The sequence below is a fragment of the Enterococcus sp. ARL09-542 genome (genome assembly GCF_005234805.1).
In the GTDB taxonomy this organism is placed as follows: Bacteria; Bacillota; Bacilli; order Lactobacillales; family Enterococcaceae; genus Enterococcus_D; species Enterococcus_D gallinarum.
In genome coordinates this window covers 1-18,453 of sequence record NZ_QPQX01000001.1, presented here as the reverse complement: position 1 = coordinate 18,453, position 18,453 = coordinate 1, and the positions used below count along the sequence as shown (strand labels likewise).

Here is an 18,453-nt window from a genome sequence, read left to right as displayed (position 1 = left end):
TTGGTCTCCTTACTTCAGTGTAAATTGCATTCCATCTTGGAATCGTTTTGAAAAAATCAAAAACAAAAGGATCAATGGTAACGTGAGCAACACAGAGGCTGCATACATTGGTCCCGGATATGTCCCATAAGGCCCAAACATTTGCGAAATCAAGACATTTAGCGTAACAGTGGCGTCACTCTTTGAAACGATCATATCCCAAAGCAGGTTCGTCCAACGATCCGTGAATAGGAAAAGAAAAATCACCGTTGTGATCGACTTAGACATTGGCAATACCACTTTGAATAACACTTGCATTTCCGTTGCCCCATCCAACTTTGCAGCCTCGATCAACGCATCGGGAATGGCTTTGAAAAAGTTGGTATACATAAAAATCGCCCATAAACTAATTGCAGTCGGAATGATCATTCCAGCATAAGAATCCAATAATCCCACTTTGGTCACCATTAGAAATTGGGGGATCAGCAAAATGATCGCTGGGAAAAACATTTGAAAGAGAATAAAATGATTCACGAATTTCTTCCCTTTAAATTCGATTTTGGCAAGCGCATACCCTACCATCAATGCAAAGACCATCATTAAAAACGTTGCGATCGTAGCCACGATCGTGGTATTCACGAATGCACCGATCCAAGGAACATCTGCTGAAGTGGCCGAACCGCCAAACAGCCACGTCCAAGAACGTAAGCTAAAAGTGGTCGGGATAATTTTTCGATCGACTTGATCCCAAGCAGCAAACGAGTGCAAAACAAGATAGACAAAAGGAAACGTCATGAGGAGCATCACCAGGGTGGTTACTAGATATAGGACACTGTTCTTTCCCTTCGTTCGTTTATTGCCAACCATTTTTTTCACCCCACTTTTCTAGTAACTTCCGAATAACGCCGATAGATGCAAAAGTAACGACAGAAGCCATTAGTGCAACTGCAGACGCGTAGCCGGATTTCAAATTAACAAAGGCTTGATTGTAGATTTCCATTTGCCATGTATTGGTCGCAAAGTTTGGTCCGCCTCCTGTCAACTGGTAGACCTCTGTGAAGATACCAAAGCTGATCCCCACCGCCAGAACTGTAACCGTAAAGAATGCTGGGTACAACATGGGAAAGGTGATTTTCCAAAACCTTGTCCAAGGACTCGCACCATCGATTGCCGCTGCTTCATACACTTCTTTGTTGATATTCCCTAAGCCCGAAATTAGGATCAGCGCATAGTAGCCAGACATCTTCCAAGCGATCATCAGAGAAACGATGATGATGGCTGCATGGGGATTACCTAGCCAATCAATATCCCAGCCTAGTCTCGTTCGCAAGAAGGTATTAAAGGGACCGTTGTAGGAAAGCAATCCTTTGACGATCAAAGAAGTGACAACCCCGCTTGACAGGTAAGGCAAGAAGAAAGCCACCATGTATAACCCCTTCAGCTTTGGCAGGCTGTTGACTAATAGCGCAATTACCATCGAAAGAACCAGCGCCATTGGTACAAAGATAATCAGAAATTTATATGTAACGACGAATGCAGATTGGATCGCTGGACTTTTTATCGCATCAATAAAATTCTGAAATCCAACAAATTCAACGGTCGGTGAAATCATATTCCAACTCGTTAATGCTAGCCAAAATGACCAAAATAAAGGAAGTAGAAAGAAAATCAATGTAAAAATCAGATAGGGGCTGGTAAATGACCAGCCCAATTTTGTGTTCTTACTCATTATTGTAGCGCCCCTTCGACAGCTGTCTTCGCATCGCTCACAGCTGTTTTCGCATCTTTTTCACCCCGAACAACTGGCACCCATGCTTGTTCGCCAAATACTTGCTGAATGTCATTGTATTTCTCGTTGTCCATTGCTGGAACCGCATACGGTACATTCTCTGCGTAGACTTTCATCGCTGGATTTTCTTCAAAGTAGGCTTTGAAAGCATCGTTTTCTGTTGCATCATCGCGCGCTGGAATAAGCGAAGTCATTTCTAGTAATTTCATGTCGTTGTTTTCATCAGAATAAACAAATTCCAAGAATTTCATCGCTGCCGCTTGTTCTTCTTCTGTTGCTTGGGCGTACATCACGATTCCTTTAGCATCTGCATAGGTGGATACTTGTTCTGCATCCGCTAAAGCATCAGGTACCACAGGCGTAGTAACCGTGTAGTTTTCACCAAACTTCAGCTCTGGGTATTTTTCTTCCCAGTTAGGGAACGTCCAAGGACCCAAATCGGTCATAATACTATCGCCGTTTTCAAAGGGATCCGTTGCTTCACCGGTGCGCAGTACTTTTGCATCCGCTAATGTATGCATCAAACCAAATACATCTGTCATGGCTGCTTCATTAGCTGTGAATTGATTGTTTTCGACAAAGCTCGCACCTTCACTGGCCGCATTGTAGAGTGGGAAGAAATCAAACCAACGCATCCAAGCCGTTGGATCTGCTAAGTCTTTTTTCGCCCAAAGTGCTTTGTCCGTTCCTTTGATTTTGTCGACGACTTTCAATAAATCTGAATAGGTTCTTGGCACTTCATCAAAGCCTAATTCTTTCAAACTATCTAATCGCCAGCCAAACAAAATCGGATTGGAATAAACAGGTAGCACGTATTGACTACCATCAGAGAATTTCCAACTATCGATGGTTTGACTCATATTACGAGCTTTGACGATCGTATCGAAAGAATCTTGTTTTTCTAATGGTAAAATAGCCTGACTAGCAGCCAACTGGGCAGCAAAACTACGATTGATGTTTTCAGATAATGTTGGTGCGGTGTTAGAAGCAATCGCACTTTGGATTGTTGCTTCAGAAGATGGACTTTCCTTCATTTGAGAAACTTCAACTGTAATGTCTTCATTTTGTTTCTCAAAGTCTGCGGCCATTTCTTGCCAATACTTCAATTGTGTTGGATTGGGTGCAGCCCAAAAAGTAATCTTTGTCTTCCCATCCGTTGCCCCAGAACCGCTCTCTTTTGATTGATTGCTACAACCAGTGAATAAAACTGTCACTGCCACTACCGCAGCAATACCAAAAAGCATTTTTTTCATTTTCATGATCGTTCCTCCTAAATAGTAAGCGATTTCTTTTTACACCGTCATCATACCACCCGTCATTTTAATTGTCAACATTACGTAATTATAATTACAACATTACTTTTGTAATTGTTTTAGGCTATTAATTTTGTAACATTATGGTATAATCAATATAAGACTAGGAGAAATAAGGTGAAAATATGAAAAAAGCCTCTATGCAAGATATTGCCGATGCATTGGGCATCTCAAAAAATTCTGTCTCACAGGCGTTGAGAAATAAGCCTGGTGTCAGTCAACAAACCAAATTACTCGTTAAAAACAAAGCAGATGAATTAGGCTATCATTATCAAACGATGAATGAAGATACCACGATGTCATTCTTATTGATGGCAACCGAATTTGCTTTTTCTCAAACGAGTTTTTTTGGCGAAATCGTTAAAAGTGCAGAAGTAGAAGCTCAAAAAACAGCGATTAAACTTGATACTTATACCATTACAGAGGAAGACTTACTTAGCCTAAAGCTTCCGCCAAACTTAAAAAAGTATGACGGTATCCTGATCCTGTCTCATAGTAAAAATGCCTACATCAAGAAAGTAATTGATACTGGGCTTCCTGTCACATTGATCGATCACCATGATCCTTCACTCACAGCAGATGCCATCTTGACAAAAAACACCGACGGAACGTTCCAAGCCATCTCACTTCTGATTGAAAATGGAATGAAGCGAATTGGCTTTATTGGTGATACAGCATTTTCTCCCAGCTATCTTGAGCGTTATCGCGGGTATCAACGGGCTTTACGAGAACACAATCTAACACATGATCCTACGATTGAAATCACAGAAATTGAAGAATCTCAAGGTGCTTTATTTAACAGCTTAAAGAATATAAAACAAATGCCAGATGCATGGTTTTGCGTGAATTCTGGGCTAGCTTTCATGTTAAACAGTTATCTTCAATCTTCTGGTTACACGATCCCCAAAGATATCAGTGTGATTTGTTTTGATGAAACTGAATTTACACGCATGGCGATTCCTCAATTGACAAATATCGCTACCGATCTGCAGTTTATGGGCCAGTTGGCGATTCGAACATTGGTCCATCGAATCGCCCATCCCCAAGAGCCAATCGTCCATCAGCAAATCGTTCCGCAGCTGAACATCCGAGAATCTGTTCGACTTATTAAAGCAAATTAAAACAAAGCGCTAAATTCTCCCACAAGGTAGAATTTAGCGCTTTGTTTTTGTTGAATCTATTGTACTGGTTACTTCCCCCTAAGCGAAGCAGGCGAATCTCCAAGAGAAACGAGAGTCATTGGATCAAGCAGCAAACCAGAAAAGAAGGCGAATTAATTCTTGATTGCTTTAAGAGATTTCCCTCTAATTTTCCAAAAAGAATAACCTGCAATCACGACGGCAATTCCGGCAAGGATCCACGGACCGGTGCTTCCTCCTGTGACTGTGATGGTTTGTTCCCCTAGATTGGCGTTGCTATAAGTGATCGTTTGACTGCTGGTTGCTTCTGCTTCCGCATCTGTCAAAAAAATGGCATTGCTGTATTGCTTTGAACCGGCTTTTTTGATGATTCCGCCATAATTGATCTCTTTGACTTTAGGATATGCTTCGATAAATCGCCGCGTCTCATGGGTATTCCCAAAAATGATCATGATGTTTTCGGCGAGTTGTTCGATCTTAGGCATTTTAGCAATTAGTTGATCCGTTGCTAAAATCGTCAGCTTGATACCCGCCGGTTTGGAAAGATTCAACGACATCTTCTTGAATTCATCATTGGCAGCTTCATCGTTTGCGACAATAATGCGGTTGATATTAAAAAACTTACTCCAAGAAAAAACAACCTGACCATGTAACAAACGATGGTCGATCCGTACTAATTTGATCATAATTCATCCTCCTCTGCTGTTGCTTCGACTAGTAATTTCTTACAATTCACAATAGATTGCTGACTTTCCTGAATAATAGCTGCTAATTCTTCTTGCGAGACTCGGTTGACTTGTGTCGCAAGCGTGATCACCAATGGAAGATTCATTCCAGCGATCAGTTCCAAATCGGGGTGCTCTTGAACGACCCTCAGCAGGTCGTTGTTGACACTCCCTCCAAGAATATCTGTAAGAATATACGTGTCTGCCAAGTCTACTTTGGCTAATATATTCTGAATTTGCTCTGTCATCGGTTGATCTTCGTCTCGAAAAGCAGATAATGCATAAATGTTCGAATGATCTCCTATAATCATTGCAGCAGTCTGTTTTAATCCTTGAGATAACTCTCCATGGCTTGCTAGAATGATTGTTGCCATATCATTAACCCTCCTGTCTGTTTACACCTTTCTATAAGCAAAAGGCGTGCCAACTTCATAAAGCGCTATCATAGCAAGGATTCTATCAGCATTCAACACTGGGAAAAAGCGTGCTGAGAGAGTGTTGGGCGGGAGTGTTGGAGGGCAGTATTGGAGAGAACATTAGAAGGAAGTCTTAGTTTATTGCAACTCTTGGTGTAACGACTTGCTGCCAAACCAACCGCTGATAAACTGATAAACCAAAAAAGCGTCTAGACAAGCAAATCATTGCCTAGGCGCTTTTCTTAAAAGATAAATGTTGTATCACTGTCCATCAAACAGAACACTTCTTTACGGGTATATGCTTGCGGTTTGCTGCATGATAATCACTGAAAACTTTCTTCGATCTCATTTAGATGAAAACAAGCAACTTCCGCCGCCCCTTGTTGGATCAATCGGGGTTTTTGCATGTGGCATTTTTCTGTCGCGTAGATGCAGCGAGGATGAAAAATGCAGCCAGTTGGTAATTGCTTGATGTCAGGAATATCCATACCTTTCAAAGGCAAATCTGGGACAGTGTATTGCCGGTTAGCGACTCCTTGCGGGACGGCTGCTACTAATGCCCGAAAATATGGATGATTCGGATGATTGGTGGCTTGTCGAATATCACCGACTTCCATCACTTCTCCTAAATACATGACTAAGAGTTTCCCACGATCTGAAATATAACGGGCAGTGGCAAGATCGTGCGTAATATAAACAAAAGAAATTCCATACTTCTGATTCATTCTCCGCAACAACTTCAACAAGGAGATCCTTAGAGACACGTCTACCATTGAAACAGGTTCATCTGCCACGATCAATTCTGGTTCTACAGATAATGCCCGTGCAATCAGTACACGTTGCCGTTGTCCGCCGCTTAACTGATGCGGGTATTTATCAATGAACTGTTCTGTAGGAAATAACCCGACATCGGCTAATAGCCCATGCACTTTCCTTCGCGCTTCATTCTGATCCTTAGCGAATCCATGCTTTCGCATCGCTGCTTGCAGTGAATGGAAAATCGTTTTGTAAGGGTTGAGTGCCGCAAAGGAATCTTGCTGGATCATTTGCACTTTGAGGCGATACGCCTGATATTCTTTCTTTGTCATCGTGCGCAAGTCTTGACCTTTATAAAGTACCTTTCCCGCTGTAGGTTGATGGAGATCCGTGATCAGCTTTCCTAATGTCGTCTTGCCACAGCCGCTTTCTCCTACTAATGCCAAGCTTTCTCCTGGAGCAAGCGACAAATCGATTCCTCGGAGAATCGCTGGCTCATTTGGCGAAAAAGCTTTGTGGACAGCTACTAATTCAAGTAATGGACTCATGGTCTTCCTCCTGTACCTGTTTGAAGTGGATACATCGCGCAGCTTGTTGTTTACTGACAGGAAAAAGCATATGGCAAGTCTCCTCGCTGCCATCACAAGCAATGCGCACAGCGAAAGGGCATCGTTCTTTAAAGCGGCAGGTCGCGTCCGCTTTAGCTAAATCAAAAGCCACTCCTTGAATCGATGAACGTGTATCAATAGCATCCGTCAAGCTAGGAATTGCCGCCAATAACGCTTTGGTATATGGGTGGGCAGGATGCGTCATGACGGCACTCACCTCGCCTACTTCTACCAGTTGTCCAGCATACATCACAGCAATACGGTCTACCATTGAACTAACAATTGATAGATCATGGGTAAGAAAAACAATCGTAATTCCTTTCTCTTGATTGATTTTCCGCAAAATAGCCAGAATATGCCATTGAGTAATCACGTCCAACGCTGTCGTAGGTTCATCAAGAATAATCACCTGCGGGTCAAGCAGCAAACTTAATGCAATCAGCACTCGCTGCTTCATCCCGCCGCTTAATTCAAAGGGATACATTTTTCTGACTCCTTGATCTAATCGCACATATTGCAGCAAATCATTGATTTTGGCATCCAGTAGAGCATCGCCCGTTTTTTGATGGGCTACTGCTGTTTCATAGAAATGTTCCTCTACTGTTAAGATCGGATTCAACGCACTTTGTGCCGCCTGGAAAACCGTTGCGATCTCCCGCCAGCGGTAACGATTCCCTTCCTGTGAAGGCAAGGAAAGAAAGTCAACTGCCTCCCCAGATTGCCAATAATATACTTGTCCAGCCAGTATTTCTCCTGGCTCATCAATCAAGTTTAAAAGGCCAAAAGCCAATGTGGACTTTCCGCTGCCGCTCTCACCAATGATTCCCAGAATCTCTCCTTTTTCAATCGTTAACGATACTCGATCCACTGCATTGATCGTTCCACGATCCATCTGCTTCAAAAGCATCTCCGAAGCTTCTGATCCCCCTCGTTCTCCATGCGCGTTTGAACCTGCTGGCTTTAGTTGATTCTTTCGTGACGGCTTGTCAGGATTCCGACTGATTCGCCATTTTGATCTACTTTTCGAAGTTGCGTGACGACGAAACCCTATAGTTAGCTGGTCTGCTTCAAGTATCTTACCCATCGATCTCACTCCTAATCCTTGGATTAAAGGCATCTTCTAATCCTTTTGAAAAAAGAAAGCAGGCCGACTGGAAAACAACGATGCCAACGATCGGTGTAATCAAATAAATAGCAGCTGAGGATCCAAACATGGCACCGGTTTTGGTCATTGCCAAATTCAGCATGATTCCCCAATGCTCCCCTTTGAAAGGTGCCAATCCAAGCAACATCAAGCCGACAGAAGCAAGAACCGATGCCCGCATGATCAAGACAAAATTGATTGCAATATAAGGGATCAGACTAGGTAAAATATCTTGCCGAATCATATATCCCTTAGACATTCCCAAAAGCCGGCTAGCCAGAATGTACTCACTTCCCCGCAATGTCATGACCTGACTCCGAACGCTGCGAGCTAACCCTGCCCAGTTCCAAATCGCCAAAAGAAAACCAAAAGCCAGAACATTTCCCGCACTGATCACCAAAGAAAGTGCCATAAGTACGGGAAAAGAAGGAATCGTCAAAACAACATTCGTGAGGAACATCAAGAGTTTATCTGTTGCTCCTCCCACAAATCCCGCAACAATGCCAATCGACATCCCAATCAAAATCGAGAAAAAACCTGAAAATAAGGCAATTAGGACGACATCCCTCGTTCCTAAAATAAACTGCAGCAATGTATCTCTACCAGTAAAATCGGTTCCTAAAGGATGTTGCAAAGAGGGACCTAATAATCGATTGGTATAATCTGCGGGCAAGTCGCCAATCAGCCATTGCCCAAAAAGAGCGAAACCAACTAAAATCAGTAATAAATACATTCCAACAGCCGCTTGACGATTTGCACGAATCACTTTGATAAAAGAAGACAATTGTTTCATTCTGCCTGCCTCCTTAATCGAGGATCCAAATAGCCATATAGTGTATCTACAATGACATTGGCACCAACTACTGTGACAATGATCATAAAGAACATCCCTTGCATCAAAGGAATATCACGCACCGCAATAGCTGTGTTCAAGTAATAGCCCAATCCTGGATAAGAAAAGATGTTCTCAATCAAAGGCGCACCGCCCAATAAAAGACCAAAAGTCGTTCCTAATGTAGTAATCATGGGTAAGCGAGCATTCTTTCCGACATATTTCTTGCGGATCACACCATCACTCAACCCACGCGCACGTGCATACTTGATGTATTCTTGGTGCATAACATTCATAGCACTTCCCCGCATATTCAGAATCCAGTTCGCCAAATAAACAACAAAAATGGCGCTGATAGGCAATATCCCATGACGTGCCACACTAATGAGAAACGGAAGGTTCAAACCAACCATCACTTGTGATCCATAGGCACCGCGGCTTGGCAGCCAGACAAGCTGCACGGCAAACAAAGAGACCAAGAAGAATCCAATGAGGTAATCCGGAAACGAACCAACCATGGAGGTCAGCGTTTCTGTAACCGTATTTAAGCGTTTATTCTTGGACCATGCAACCATCAAACCGATTCGTGTGCCTGCCATGTAAGAAAGAATAGTAGCCACGCCTGCTGAAAAAAGCGTCCAAGGCAATGCACTTAAAACAATGGATAAAACAGGCGTCCGAAAACGGATCGAGGTGCCTAGATCTCCTCTTAAGAGCTGCAGAATGAAATGGCCGATCTGCTGCAGCAATGGCTGAGATGGATCATAATTCAGCATACTGATTGCTCGGCTCATAGCATCCGCTTCTGAGATTCCTTGCGTACTTCGCAGCTCATTTGCCAAAATCGTTACTGGATCGCCAGGCATGATTTTGATAATCAAAAAAGTCATAAAGACGCCTGCGGTTATCGTAAAGAAAACATTCGCTAATTTCTTCATTTCTTATACACGCCTCCTTCCAGTCTATTTGTTTAATCAGTGATTCCCATGCTCTTTCGCAGCGTTCCTTCCGCAATCAATGAAGAAAACATTGATTCACCAACGCCAATAAAGCGTGGGTCTTGAACCAATTGGTTTGCAGGAACTTGAAAGTCGATAGCCGGATTAAGGACACGCACTGGAAAACCTTTTTCTAGATAAGGGATGAACAAGATATGCTCATTTGTCACTGCCATCAATTCTTTGATGGTCGCAATAAAATCGTCTCCCTCACTGTCAAACAGATGATTCGTTAAAGCGATCACATCAACTTTCCCTTGAGCGTTGGTCAAGTATAATTCTCCTGTTGGCTCCGTTTCAAGCCCGAATAGCCAACTGCGGCCCTTATATAATTGTTCATACGTCCCATAAGGATTGGCATAAAGAATATTAGAAGGCGGGGCAAATTCGATAGCAACAGTGTGCTCTCCATTTCTCAAATACGCATCATAAGAAGCGCCTTCCATTGGCAGAAATGTCACATCAAAGCCAAAACTATTCAATTCATTAACGATCGCTTCTCCCGGCAACAAAGCTGAACCCCAGCCATTATTGCAAGCAAAATCAAAGGCCACTTTATTTCCTTGCGCATCGATCCAGGTATCTTCTTTTGTCCAACCAGCTGCTAATAAGACGGCTTCCGCTTGCTCAACATTGTATTCTCGTGCGGTGAGCTCCGACTGCACCCAATCTGTCAATCCATAAACTTCTTGTAAGGAAAGCGGCAATCCTGTACTCCCCGTCTCACTTGGCATACTGCCGACTTCTGCTAACGGAAGAATTTCATCAGGATTCACCAAATAGGCCACAGCTTCGCGGAAAGCCAGCTCCTGGGCAAAAGCCTGCTTTACATTGAAAACTACGGACATTTGTGAATACTCTGGTAAATAAAATTCAGTAAAATGGTCCAACTTACTTTCAACTTGGCGAATCAAATCTTCTGTCATACCGCCACTGTGCATATCGAGAGTCCCATCGATCATACTGTTGGCAGCTACTTCAGGTGTGACAGCGCGAATAATCGTTAATGAATCGATGCCAGTCTCTTGATAAAAATGTTCATTCTTCTCCAAGACTGCTTCACTGGTAGAAAGAGCAGCAATCGTAAATGCGCCCGAACCAACCATATCTGTCACTTGCGGCATATATCCTTCCAATTCTTCATTAAGGATTTGTAATTGTTCATTTCCTGCTTCTGAATACCAATACGTATTGGTCTCATCATGCCATTCCCGCTCTGCATCAGCGATGCCTTGATATTGCTGTGCCCAATCACCGTATTCCTCGAAACGAGCAGCTACCTTTACATCAGTCAGTAGATTCAGCATCAAGTGACTTTCATTTTTGAAATAAAACGCCACTGTTTGCTCATCCGGGACTTCAATTTTCTCTAAAAATTCCCAAATCTGTTTCTTACCGACCCACATTTGGTAGCTGGTGAGGACATCTTGAGCAGTGATGTCGCTGCCATCACTCCATTTGATACCTTCCTTCAGTGTGATATTGATCACATTTTGATCAATGCTGTAACTCGAAGCTAGCCTAGGCTTGAAATTCTCGCCGCCTTCACCTACTGGGGTGAATGAAAACAACGCTTCTTGCACATAAGGTTCAATCCCACCACCAATAAAACCACTAATATAGGGATTGCCATGGGCAGTTGGCGGAACAACATAATCGCCATTGATCACTAATGTTTGAGAGTCCTGCGCTGTTTGATCGGTCTCCTTTGTTTCTTCTCCACAGGCCGTTAAGAGAAAGAATGCACCCAAGCAAACCAACCCTTTGAATTTTTTCATGTGTTCACTCCTCAGCTAATATGATCCCTGTTGATCCGATAACGATTGACGGATTGTCTCCAATGACTATCGGATCAACCATAGGTGAATAGAAACCAAGGCTTGCCAACTTCTGGACCTAGGATAGAAGGATTGTTCACCCGACGAATGTAACGACTTACTATTCGTTCAGCTATGACTACCTATTTATCAGTAAGCATTATCATTACGAGGCTTTTATGCCTGCCATTTGTCAAAAAACGATTCTGCGCATGAATGTTTAGACAACAAAAAAAGGCATCGGACAAGACTGTCCAATGCCTTTGACATAGCAAAATAAGCGTCTAGCATCCCGCGAAAATTTACCAAAAAAACACCCCGCTACTAGAAATGAAGGGAAATTTTGGGTACAATAAACACGTTGATGCCGATGGCGTTCAACTATGGCAACTTGATTGGTCATCTTGGTTAAAGGTCTGACTGATCAGGGCCTCGCCGCTCTGCGCCAACAGAGTTGCGAGGTGCCTATTTTTTTGGTTTCTATTCGGTTATAAGTGTAGCCGATTTTGGAAGGGGTTGCAAGCGAACATCAGAGGAAAAACGAACAAAACATTCAAAATATGGCAGTATTTTATTGAGATATGGAGATTATCCTTGATATTTCTATTGTTTTAACAAGAATCAAACGGATGTACAGGACTTGCTGCTCTTCTTTTAAGAACACAAACCGTAGGGCAGTTACTGGTCTTTGTTTTGTTCCTTCTTTCGCAGTGCTTCGTCTAATAAGTAAATCACAGTCAAATATTTTCTCTTTATTAAAAGGAATACGCAAGTAATACCCAGCAATGAGAACCAACAACAAAAACACAGGTAATGTGAATTCTGGACTTTTTATTTCGAATGTCAAAGCCAACATAGCTAAGATAATCGATAACGCAGACATCGAGTAGGACATTTTGTCATATGATGTAAGCAGCTCTTTTTCTGTATTAGAAAAACGTGTGCTCCAAAATCGCAAAATAAACGCATCTTCTTCCGCAACCCTATCAATCAGTTCTACTAATTCTGCTTTTGTGCGCGCTTGTTTTACATGCGTGTATAAGATATCTTTCACCACGCCGCTTTGATTCTTTTTTGTATAGAAATCAAATAAAATTTCTGATAAACAATACTGAGCATTGTTCTTTGGTCTAAACTTCTTTAACATCTACTTCCTCCTTTGGTATTATAATCGCAGCACATCATAAATATTTAATATCAAACTATATAATTTTAGCAAAAAGTTAAACTAATTTTTCATTGCCTGCAACTCCATTTCATTGGATTTACCAACCTAAATATACTATGTAAATGTTACTCCTAGTATGACTCTCTACACAAAAAGAGACCAAGAATCCTTCCGATTCTGGTCTCTTACGTAAAAGCTATTACTCACAACTCCCGGTATTTCTTTTTGGAGTCCTTACTTTGTTCCACCGGATATTTCACCGCATTTTTCTGCAGTTTCTCTTTGATGATCTCATCAACATCTAGTTTTAGATTATCCGCCAGCATATAAATGTTTTCATTCCTACACTTCCTCCCCAACAAGCGTCAAGAAAGCCTCTTCGAGATTCCTCTTATTCACTTTTGCTAGAATATCAGCTACCGTCCCGCTAGCAACTTCTTTGCCTTTGTTTAACACTAGAATCCGATCACACAGCGTTTCCACTTCATCCATGTAATGAGAGGTCAGAAAGATAGTGACCCCCTTGTCTTTTAAAGCGAGCAAGTATCGCCAAACCTCGCGCCGGGCCTGGGGGTCCAGTCCGGTTGTCAATTCATCCAAAAAAATGATTTGCGGATTCCCCATGATAGCCAAAAGGATACATAGCTTCTGTTTCTCGCCCCCCGATAATGTTCCGAGAAATGAATTCAATTTAGAGGCAAGGCCAAATTCATGGAGCGCCTGCTTCCAGTTTAGCGGGTTTTCATACAACGAATGGGTGATCTCGCAAATCTCTCTTACCTTCAATTGATTTTGAAAGGCAGATTCTTGGAATTGGACCCCCACATACTGAAACAGTCGTTTCCGTTCAGCCTTAGGATCTCTTCCCAAAAGCGAGATCCTTGCTGAATCACATTTTTGTGTGCCCAAAATACAATCGATCGTCGTGGATTTCCCTGCCCCGTTATGTCCTAACAAACCAAAGATGGTGCCCTTTTCGACTGTGAAACTAAGATCATCAATCACTCGTTTCTCCCCAAATGTTTTGCTCAATCCATGAACCTGTATCGCTGCTTGTTTGCTCATACATTCCCTCCCATCTGATCTGGACTCAGTTTAGCCGAAAATCAAACAATGATGGGATAGTGGAGGGAATAGAATTTTTTTCTAAACAAGTTTGCAAATTCCTAAACATGTTCAGAACAAAGGGAAAACACTTACATTTCAAAAGAGATTCTTTATACTAGGTTTTGAAGAAACAGTGGCCACATCGTTCTTCTATTCAAAAATAGCCTTCAGTGCTGCACTTAGCAAAAGCTCAAATTGGTTCAGTGTTGTGCCAAAGAAAAGATTCGGTTGGTAATCGGAGATTCTTTGGGGAGTATATGTTTCTGTACTAATGGTCAGTGTGGCTAGGCTGCCGATTTTTGAATTTTTTTGACCAACAAAAGCAATCACATCGATATGGTGGTCGTTAGCCATTTTCGCTAGCTCAGCTAACCGAACTGTATCCCCAGAATTAGAAATAATAACGAGCAGAATGTCTTGCTGCACTTGCTGTCTAAGAAATTCCAGATGGCTATTGGCAGTCGCACGAAAGCCATATAAATTAAGAGATTCCGAAAAATAATTGGCGAGATTCTGAGAGAAACCGGAGCCAAGGATCATGATGCGCTTGTCGCGATACTCAGAGAGTAAATCGATAAATGCCGCCTTTTCCTCGTCGGAGAAAGTGCTTGGCATCGCAATATCCGATTGGCTGTTACCTAGTGCAAAAACCAACTCGCTATAACCGGAATAGCCAATTTTCTTGGCCATATTGATGATTGTTGCTGTAGAGACATAGGATGCTTTAGCCACATCGCGAATCCCGATAGTTTTTAATGACTGCCGATTTTTTTTCATAAACCGCAAGACTTCTGCTTCTGAATCATTCAGTTGGTATTTATCTATAAGCATTTCAACATCCATAAGATCCACCTCAAATTTTATCAATTAGGAGTATTATATCATGACAGAAACGAAATTTATTCAAGATCCCTGGGCAAAAATGACGACCCGCAACGGCTTACGCGGAGATGAAGTTATCTCGGCATTGCAAAAATCGATTCGTCGAGGCAAAGAAAAAGAGGCGTGTGAATTTGCCTATGAAATGTATATCACCTCACCGCAATTTGAAGAAAAACTGTGGAGAAGATTACTAGCGATCAGTGTTGAAGATGTAGGTATGGGAAATCCAATGGCTGCCATTATGATCAATAACTTAAACACGATGCGCAAGGAATTCCAATACAACGAATCCGACCGGGCGATGTATTTCTTCCATGCGATTCGTTACTTATGCCAGTCGGAAAAAGACCGCTCATCAGACTTACTCAAGAATATTGTGATCAAGAGTTTCGCGATGGGCTATGTTCCAGAAATTCCTGATATTGCCTTGGATAAACATACTGTCCGCGGACAGGAAATGGGCCGTGGTTCCGAACATTTCTTACATGAAGCCAGCAAAGTAATCCCACAAGCAAAAGTCACTAATGACTACAAAGAACAATACGAAAAAATCATCGAGAACTATGATCCAGATCACGTTGTGCCAAGCGCGTTTTCATTCAATCCTTGGCAAGTATAGGAGGAAGTTACATGGAAAACTCTGCATTTATCATGAAGCTGAATGACGTCCTAAGCCCCATCGCAGCAAAAATCGGCAATCAGCGCCACTTAAAAGCTATATCCAGCGGTATGATGTTTGGACTACCATTTATTGTTATCGGTTCTTTTTTTCTAATCTTTGCCAACCCACCCATCAACATGGATCAGTACCATCCTGAAACAGCCAATATCTTTATGACATTTATGGCTGGCTGGAAAGATTTCGCTGTAGCAAATTATGATCTCATCACCGCGCCTTATCAATTGACGATGGGCATCATTGGTTTCATCAGCGTCTTTGGGATTGCCTTCTCTCTTGCAAATGAATACAAAATCAACCCTTCCATGAATGGTATGGTTGCATCCGTCATTTTTCTAATGGTTTGTACACCAGTAAAAGAAGGCGCGATCAGCCTCAATTTTCTAGGAACAAACGGACTCTTCGTCGCAATCATCATCGGCTTGTTAGTGGTAGAAATCAATCGTTTGTTTGAAGTGAAACAGATCAAATTGAAACTGCCAGATACCGTTCCACCCATGGTGGCAACCTTCATCAATATGCTCGTTCCGCTGTTGACAAATATCATCATCTTCTATGGGATCAATTTGATCTTCTTAGCAGCAACAAACAAAATCTTTCCTGAAGCAGTGATGGAAGTTCTGACTCCTGCAACGAACATCGCTGGCAGTCTCGGCGGTTTCTTGTTGATCGTGACCTTGGGCAATATCTTATGGCTGTTTGGCATCAACGGCTCTTCAATCATCTTTCCCATCGTCTTTACACTGGGAATGGCTCAAACTGGCTTGAATGCCGAGCAAATGGCAAATGGCGAAACCATGACACACTTAATGAACTTACAAATGTTTCGGATTTCAGTCCTTGGCGGAGCTGGTGGTACTTTGGGATTGGTTTTATTGATGATGCGAAGCAAAGTTCCCGAATATCGCACCATCGGAAAATTATCCTTGATTCCTGGAATCTGCTCCATCAACGAACCAGTGATCTTTGGCTTACCAATCGTTTTTAATCCCATTCTAGCAATCCCATTTTTGGTCACTCCGATCATTTCGTTATTGCTGACCTACTTTGCTCAGAGTCTTGGATGGATCGGAATTGGCTTTATTGTTGATCCTTCCTTCACACCGTTTTTTGCACAAGCTTATCTTTCAAGTATGGACTGGCGCAACATTCTCTTTTGCCTACTGTTGATCGTCATCAGTATCTTCATATACTATCCATTCTTTAAAGTAATGGAGAACAATAAGACAAAATTAGTCGATCAAAATCTATAACCATTCTTCGTAACAAAAACTAGAACAGCTAAATGATTTTGCTTTATACTAAAAAAAAGACAAATCCTTTCCCATTCATCGAATCAACTCGATTCGAATCAGAAAAGGATTTGTCTTTTTTGGTTAAAACTCCTTCATTTAAAAGACCTGAAAAGTCAGCACAGGTTTAGGCATAATGAAAGATTTCAAAGCGGAGGCCTTCTGGCGTCTCAAAGAATAGTGCATAATAATTAGGCGCGATCCGTTCTTTGTATTCCATTGGTTTCCCATGAAGAATCTTTACTCCTAGTGCTTTGATTTTTGGATAGATCGCGTCTACGGCTTCCCTGCTTTCTGCTTTAAAAGCAATGTGTTGGAGGGAACCAGGCTTTCTAGAATCAATTGTCTCATTGATCCATTCTTGCTTTGGCGAACAGATTCCAAAATCAAAGGTATCACTCAAATACTCTACTACTTCCATGTCGGCATGTTCGAGATAGCCTGAATATTTCTTTTGAACATCAAAACCTAACAAATGGAACAATTGATCATAAAAGGGTTCCGCTTTTTTTACATCGTTGACAGTAATTTGAATGTGGTGGATTTGATACATCAGTGGCTCTCCTTTCGTTATAAACCAAAACAGTTAACAGTTCTCGATAGCAAAGGGTGGGTACTGAATCGCTCTTGTCGCCAAGTGAATGAGTTTTTCCTGATTGTCGTCAGCCGCAATTCGATTCGTCTTTAGAGTACCACAATTTCGGCAACGGTGAATGATTGCCCATTCGCCATCCTCCTTGGACCAAATACTGATAGGATCCATCTTCCCTCGCACAAAGAAGCTCGGTCTCCGGGAAGAGTATCCGCATGAAGACTCGTTAAACAGTGGGGACAGTGGTTGCGATGCTGATTACCTGCATTTTCAGGATTTACCGGTCGACCGCATTCTTCACAGATAAAACTGTCAAGACAATTGAAAGTAACTCTAACAATTTTTAAATTGTTCTATCAGTTTCCTTGAAGGTGGTTTACGATCAATTTTCTACATACTTAGTTTATTTAGTATAAGAAAGTTTAAACTTTACATATATTTTTCTTGTATAAGGATTAGTTCTTCTTGTCTATGATAAAATTTATTAAACAGTTTGAAAGTAAAAACTATTCAAAGAAAGTGGGCGATAACAATGGGATTTTGGTATTTTTTAACGTTAGCTGTCGGTATAACTTTGTTGATCATAAGTGTTTCAAATAAAGAAGTATCTAGATCAACCAAATTCGTAATAGCCTGTTTTGTTTTAGGGATCTTGTTAGTCATAGGTAGTCTACTTTTATTTTTACCAGGCAGCTCTTCGATTATTGAGCAACTACTTCAACTAAATTAGCTTCGTTATTAAAAGCCGACTTTCTAAAAAAAGAAAATCGGTTTTTATTTGTACTGGTCGAAAAAAATTTTTCTACGGCTGGTTTTGACTTTATTTTAGATCCAGCTGAACGATCAACGGCTCCCCTTCTTGCATTGCTTCATCCAACATTAAAGAATAAACATCGGCATCCTCTTTCGTGATACGTAACTGTTGCGCACTCATTTCGCCAGCACCCACTTCTTGAATACGCATCATTTGGTTCTCTGGATCCACGCTAAGTCCTCCATTCTTTGGTTTGGCGAATTAGCGGTAAAAAAACGTATCTGGGGTTTGAAGTTAGGATTCAAAAAAATATAAGAAAAGCCCCATTTAAGGGGCTTTCCATTTGAAGCGACCCCCAAAAGTTAGACCAAAAAATCTAACTTTTGGGGGTCGTTATTTGTATGGCAAAATATCCTTTTGAATTAAAACTAAAAATCGTTAAAGAATATCTTAGTGGCGTGGG

The 18,453-nt window shown here is 41.7% G+C and carries 18 protein-coding genes and 2 pseudogenes; 3 read left to right on the top strand and 17 right to left on the bottom strand.

Annotated features, from left to right (window positions below; genetic code table 11):
* Positions 1 to 9: 9 nt before the first annotated feature.
* From DVW06_RS00105 to DVW06_RS00095, 3 genes are read right to left on the bottom strand one after another with little or no spacing between them, the layout of a single operon-like run.
* A complete protein-coding gene (locus DVW06_RS00105) occupies positions 10 to 846 on the bottom strand; it encodes a carbohydrate ABC transporter permease (RefSeq protein WP_003125479.1) in 837 nt (278 codons plus the stop codon).
* Entirely contained in the window at positions 833 to 1,708 is an 876-nt protein-coding gene (locus DVW06_RS00100) for a carbohydrate ABC transporter permease (RefSeq protein ID WP_003125478.1), read from the bottom strand. Before DVW06_RS00100 ends, DVW06_RS00105 begins: the two co-directional genes overlap by 14 nt.
* On the bottom strand, positions 1,708 to 3,027 hold the full coding sequence (locus tag DVW06_RS00095; RefSeq protein WP_005470407.1) for an ABC transporter substrate-binding protein: 1,320 nt from the start codon (positions 3,025 to 3,027) through the stop codon (positions 1,708 to 1,710). Before DVW06_RS00095 ends, DVW06_RS00100 begins: the two co-directional genes overlap by 1 nt.
* 179 nt (positions 3,028 to 3,206) lie before the next feature.
* On the opposite strand from DVW06_RS00095, the gene DVW06_RS00090 reads away from it, so the two are divergent.
* Positions 3,207 to 4,202 carry a LacI family DNA-binding transcriptional regulator gene (locus DVW06_RS00090; RefSeq protein ID WP_003125476.1) on the top strand — a complete coding sequence of 332 codons (996 nt, stop codon included), beginning with the start codon at positions 3,207 to 3,209 and terminating at the stop codon, positions 4,200 to 4,202.
* A gap of 152 nt (positions 4,203 to 4,354) precedes the next feature.
* Here the strand turns inward: DVW06_RS00090 and DVW06_RS00085 are convergent, their stop codons facing one another.
* The 11 genes and pseudogenes from DVW06_RS00085 to DVW06_RS00035 form a co-directional block, all read right to left on the bottom strand.
* Positions 4,355 to 4,906 (bottom strand): Firmicu-CTERM sorting domain-containing protein, encoded by a 552-nt coding sequence (locus tag DVW06_RS00085; RefSeq protein WP_003125474.1) that lies wholly within the window; start codon positions 4,904 to 4,906, stop codon positions 4,355 to 4,357.
* Positions 4,903 to 5,319 carry a PTS sugar transporter subunit IIA gene (locus DVW06_RS00080; RefSeq protein WP_003125473.1) on the bottom strand — a complete coding sequence of 139 codons (417 nt, stop codon included), beginning with the start codon at positions 5,317 to 5,319 and terminating at the stop codon, positions 4,903 to 4,905. The genes DVW06_RS00085 and DVW06_RS00080 overlap by 4 nt, the downstream gene beginning before the upstream one ends.
* A gap of 365 nt (positions 5,320 to 5,684) precedes the next feature.
* Positions 5,685 to 6,665, bottom strand: coding sequence for an ABC transporter ATP-binding protein (locus tag DVW06_RS00075; RefSeq protein WP_005470403.1), 981 nt, complete (start codon positions 6,663 to 6,665; stop codon positions 5,685 to 5,687).
* Positions 6,649 to 7,809 carry an ABC transporter ATP-binding protein gene (locus DVW06_RS00070; RefSeq protein WP_227173302.1) on the bottom strand — a complete coding sequence of 387 codons (1,161 nt, stop codon included), beginning with the start codon at positions 7,807 to 7,809 and terminating at the stop codon, positions 6,649 to 6,651. Before DVW06_RS00070 ends, DVW06_RS00075 begins: the two co-directional genes overlap by 17 nt.
* Entirely contained in the window at positions 7,802 to 8,662 is an 861-nt protein-coding gene (locus DVW06_RS00065) for an ABC transporter permease (protein ID WP_005470399.1), read from the bottom strand. Before DVW06_RS00065 ends, DVW06_RS00070 begins: the two co-directional genes overlap by 8 nt.
* Positions 8,659 to 9,639 carry an ABC transporter permease gene (locus tag DVW06_RS00060; protein WP_137264290.1) on the bottom strand — a complete coding sequence of 327 codons (981 nt, stop codon included), beginning with the start codon at positions 9,637 to 9,639 and terminating at the stop codon, positions 8,659 to 8,661. Before DVW06_RS00060 ends, DVW06_RS00065 begins: the two co-directional genes overlap by 4 nt.
* Positions 9,640 to 9,671: 32 nt before the next feature.
* Positions 9,672 to 11,477, bottom strand: a complete 1,806-nt coding sequence (locus DVW06_RS00055) for an ABC transporter substrate-binding protein (RefSeq protein ID WP_137264289.1) — start codon at positions 11,475 to 11,477, stop codon at positions 9,672 to 9,674.
* A 610-nt stretch (positions 11,478 to 12,087) separates the two neighbouring features.
* The gene (locus DVW06_RS00050; protein ID WP_231475618.1) at positions 12,088 to 12,663 is read right to left on the bottom strand and encodes a hypothetical protein; all 576 of its coding nucleotides are present in this window, start codon (positions 12,661 to 12,663) and stop codon (positions 12,088 to 12,090) included.
* Positions 12,664 to 12,887: 224 nt separating this feature from the next.
* Positions 12,888 to 13,013 (bottom strand): annotated as a pseudogene (locus DVW06_RS00045) (MazG-like family protein); the annotation flags it as partial.
* A 13-nt stretch (positions 13,014 to 13,026) separates the two neighbouring features.
* The gene (locus tag DVW06_RS00040; RefSeq protein WP_029486397.1) at positions 13,027 to 13,749 is read right to left on the bottom strand and encodes an ABC transporter ATP-binding protein; all 723 of its coding nucleotides are present in this window, start codon (positions 13,747 to 13,749) and stop codon (positions 13,027 to 13,029) included.
* A 192-nt stretch (positions 13,750 to 13,941) separates the two neighbouring features.
* Positions 13,942 to 14,634 (bottom strand): MurR/RpiR family transcriptional regulator, encoded by a 693-nt coding sequence (locus DVW06_RS00035; protein ID WP_005470391.1) that lies wholly within the window; start codon positions 14,632 to 14,634, stop codon positions 13,942 to 13,944.
* 40 nt (positions 14,635 to 14,674) lie between these two features.
* Between DVW06_RS00035 and DVW06_RS00030 the strand changes: the two genes are divergently transcribed.
* Positions 14,675 to 15,292: an AAA family ATPase gene (locus DVW06_RS00030; RefSeq protein WP_003125462.1), complete on the top strand. Its 618-nt coding sequence runs from the start codon at positions 14,675 to 14,677 to the stop codon at positions 15,290 to 15,292.
* An 11-nt stretch (positions 15,293 to 15,303) separates the two neighbouring features.
* Positions 15,304 to 16,605, top strand: coding sequence for a PTS sugar transporter subunit IIC (locus tag DVW06_RS00025; protein ID WP_029486393.1), 1,302 nt, complete (start codon positions 15,304 to 15,306; stop codon positions 16,603 to 16,605).
* 166 nt (positions 16,606 to 16,771) lie between these two features.
* Here DVW06_RS00025 and DVW06_RS00020 read toward each other — a convergent pair whose 3' ends face one another.
* The 3 genes and pseudogenes from DVW06_RS00020 to DVW06_RS16990 all read right to left on the bottom strand — a co-directional run bounded on the left by DVW06_RS00020 (position 16,772) and on the right by DVW06_RS16990 (position 18,221).
* Positions 16,772 to 17,200, bottom strand: coding sequence for a VOC family protein (locus DVW06_RS00020; protein ID WP_086268995.1), 429 nt, complete (start codon positions 17,198 to 17,200; stop codon positions 16,772 to 16,774).
* Positions 17,201 to 17,230: 30 nt separating this feature from the next.
* Positions 17,231 to 17,541 (bottom strand): annotated as a pseudogene (locus DVW06_RS17315) (RNHCP domain-containing protein).
* A 515-nt stretch (positions 17,542 to 18,056) separates the two neighbouring features.
* Complete coding sequence (locus DVW06_RS16990; protein ID WP_003125452.1) at positions 18,057 to 18,221, bottom strand: hypothetical protein; 165 nt, start codon at positions 18,219 to 18,221, stop codon at positions 18,057 to 18,059.
* Between the last annotated feature and the right edge of the window lie 232 nt (positions 18,222 to 18,453).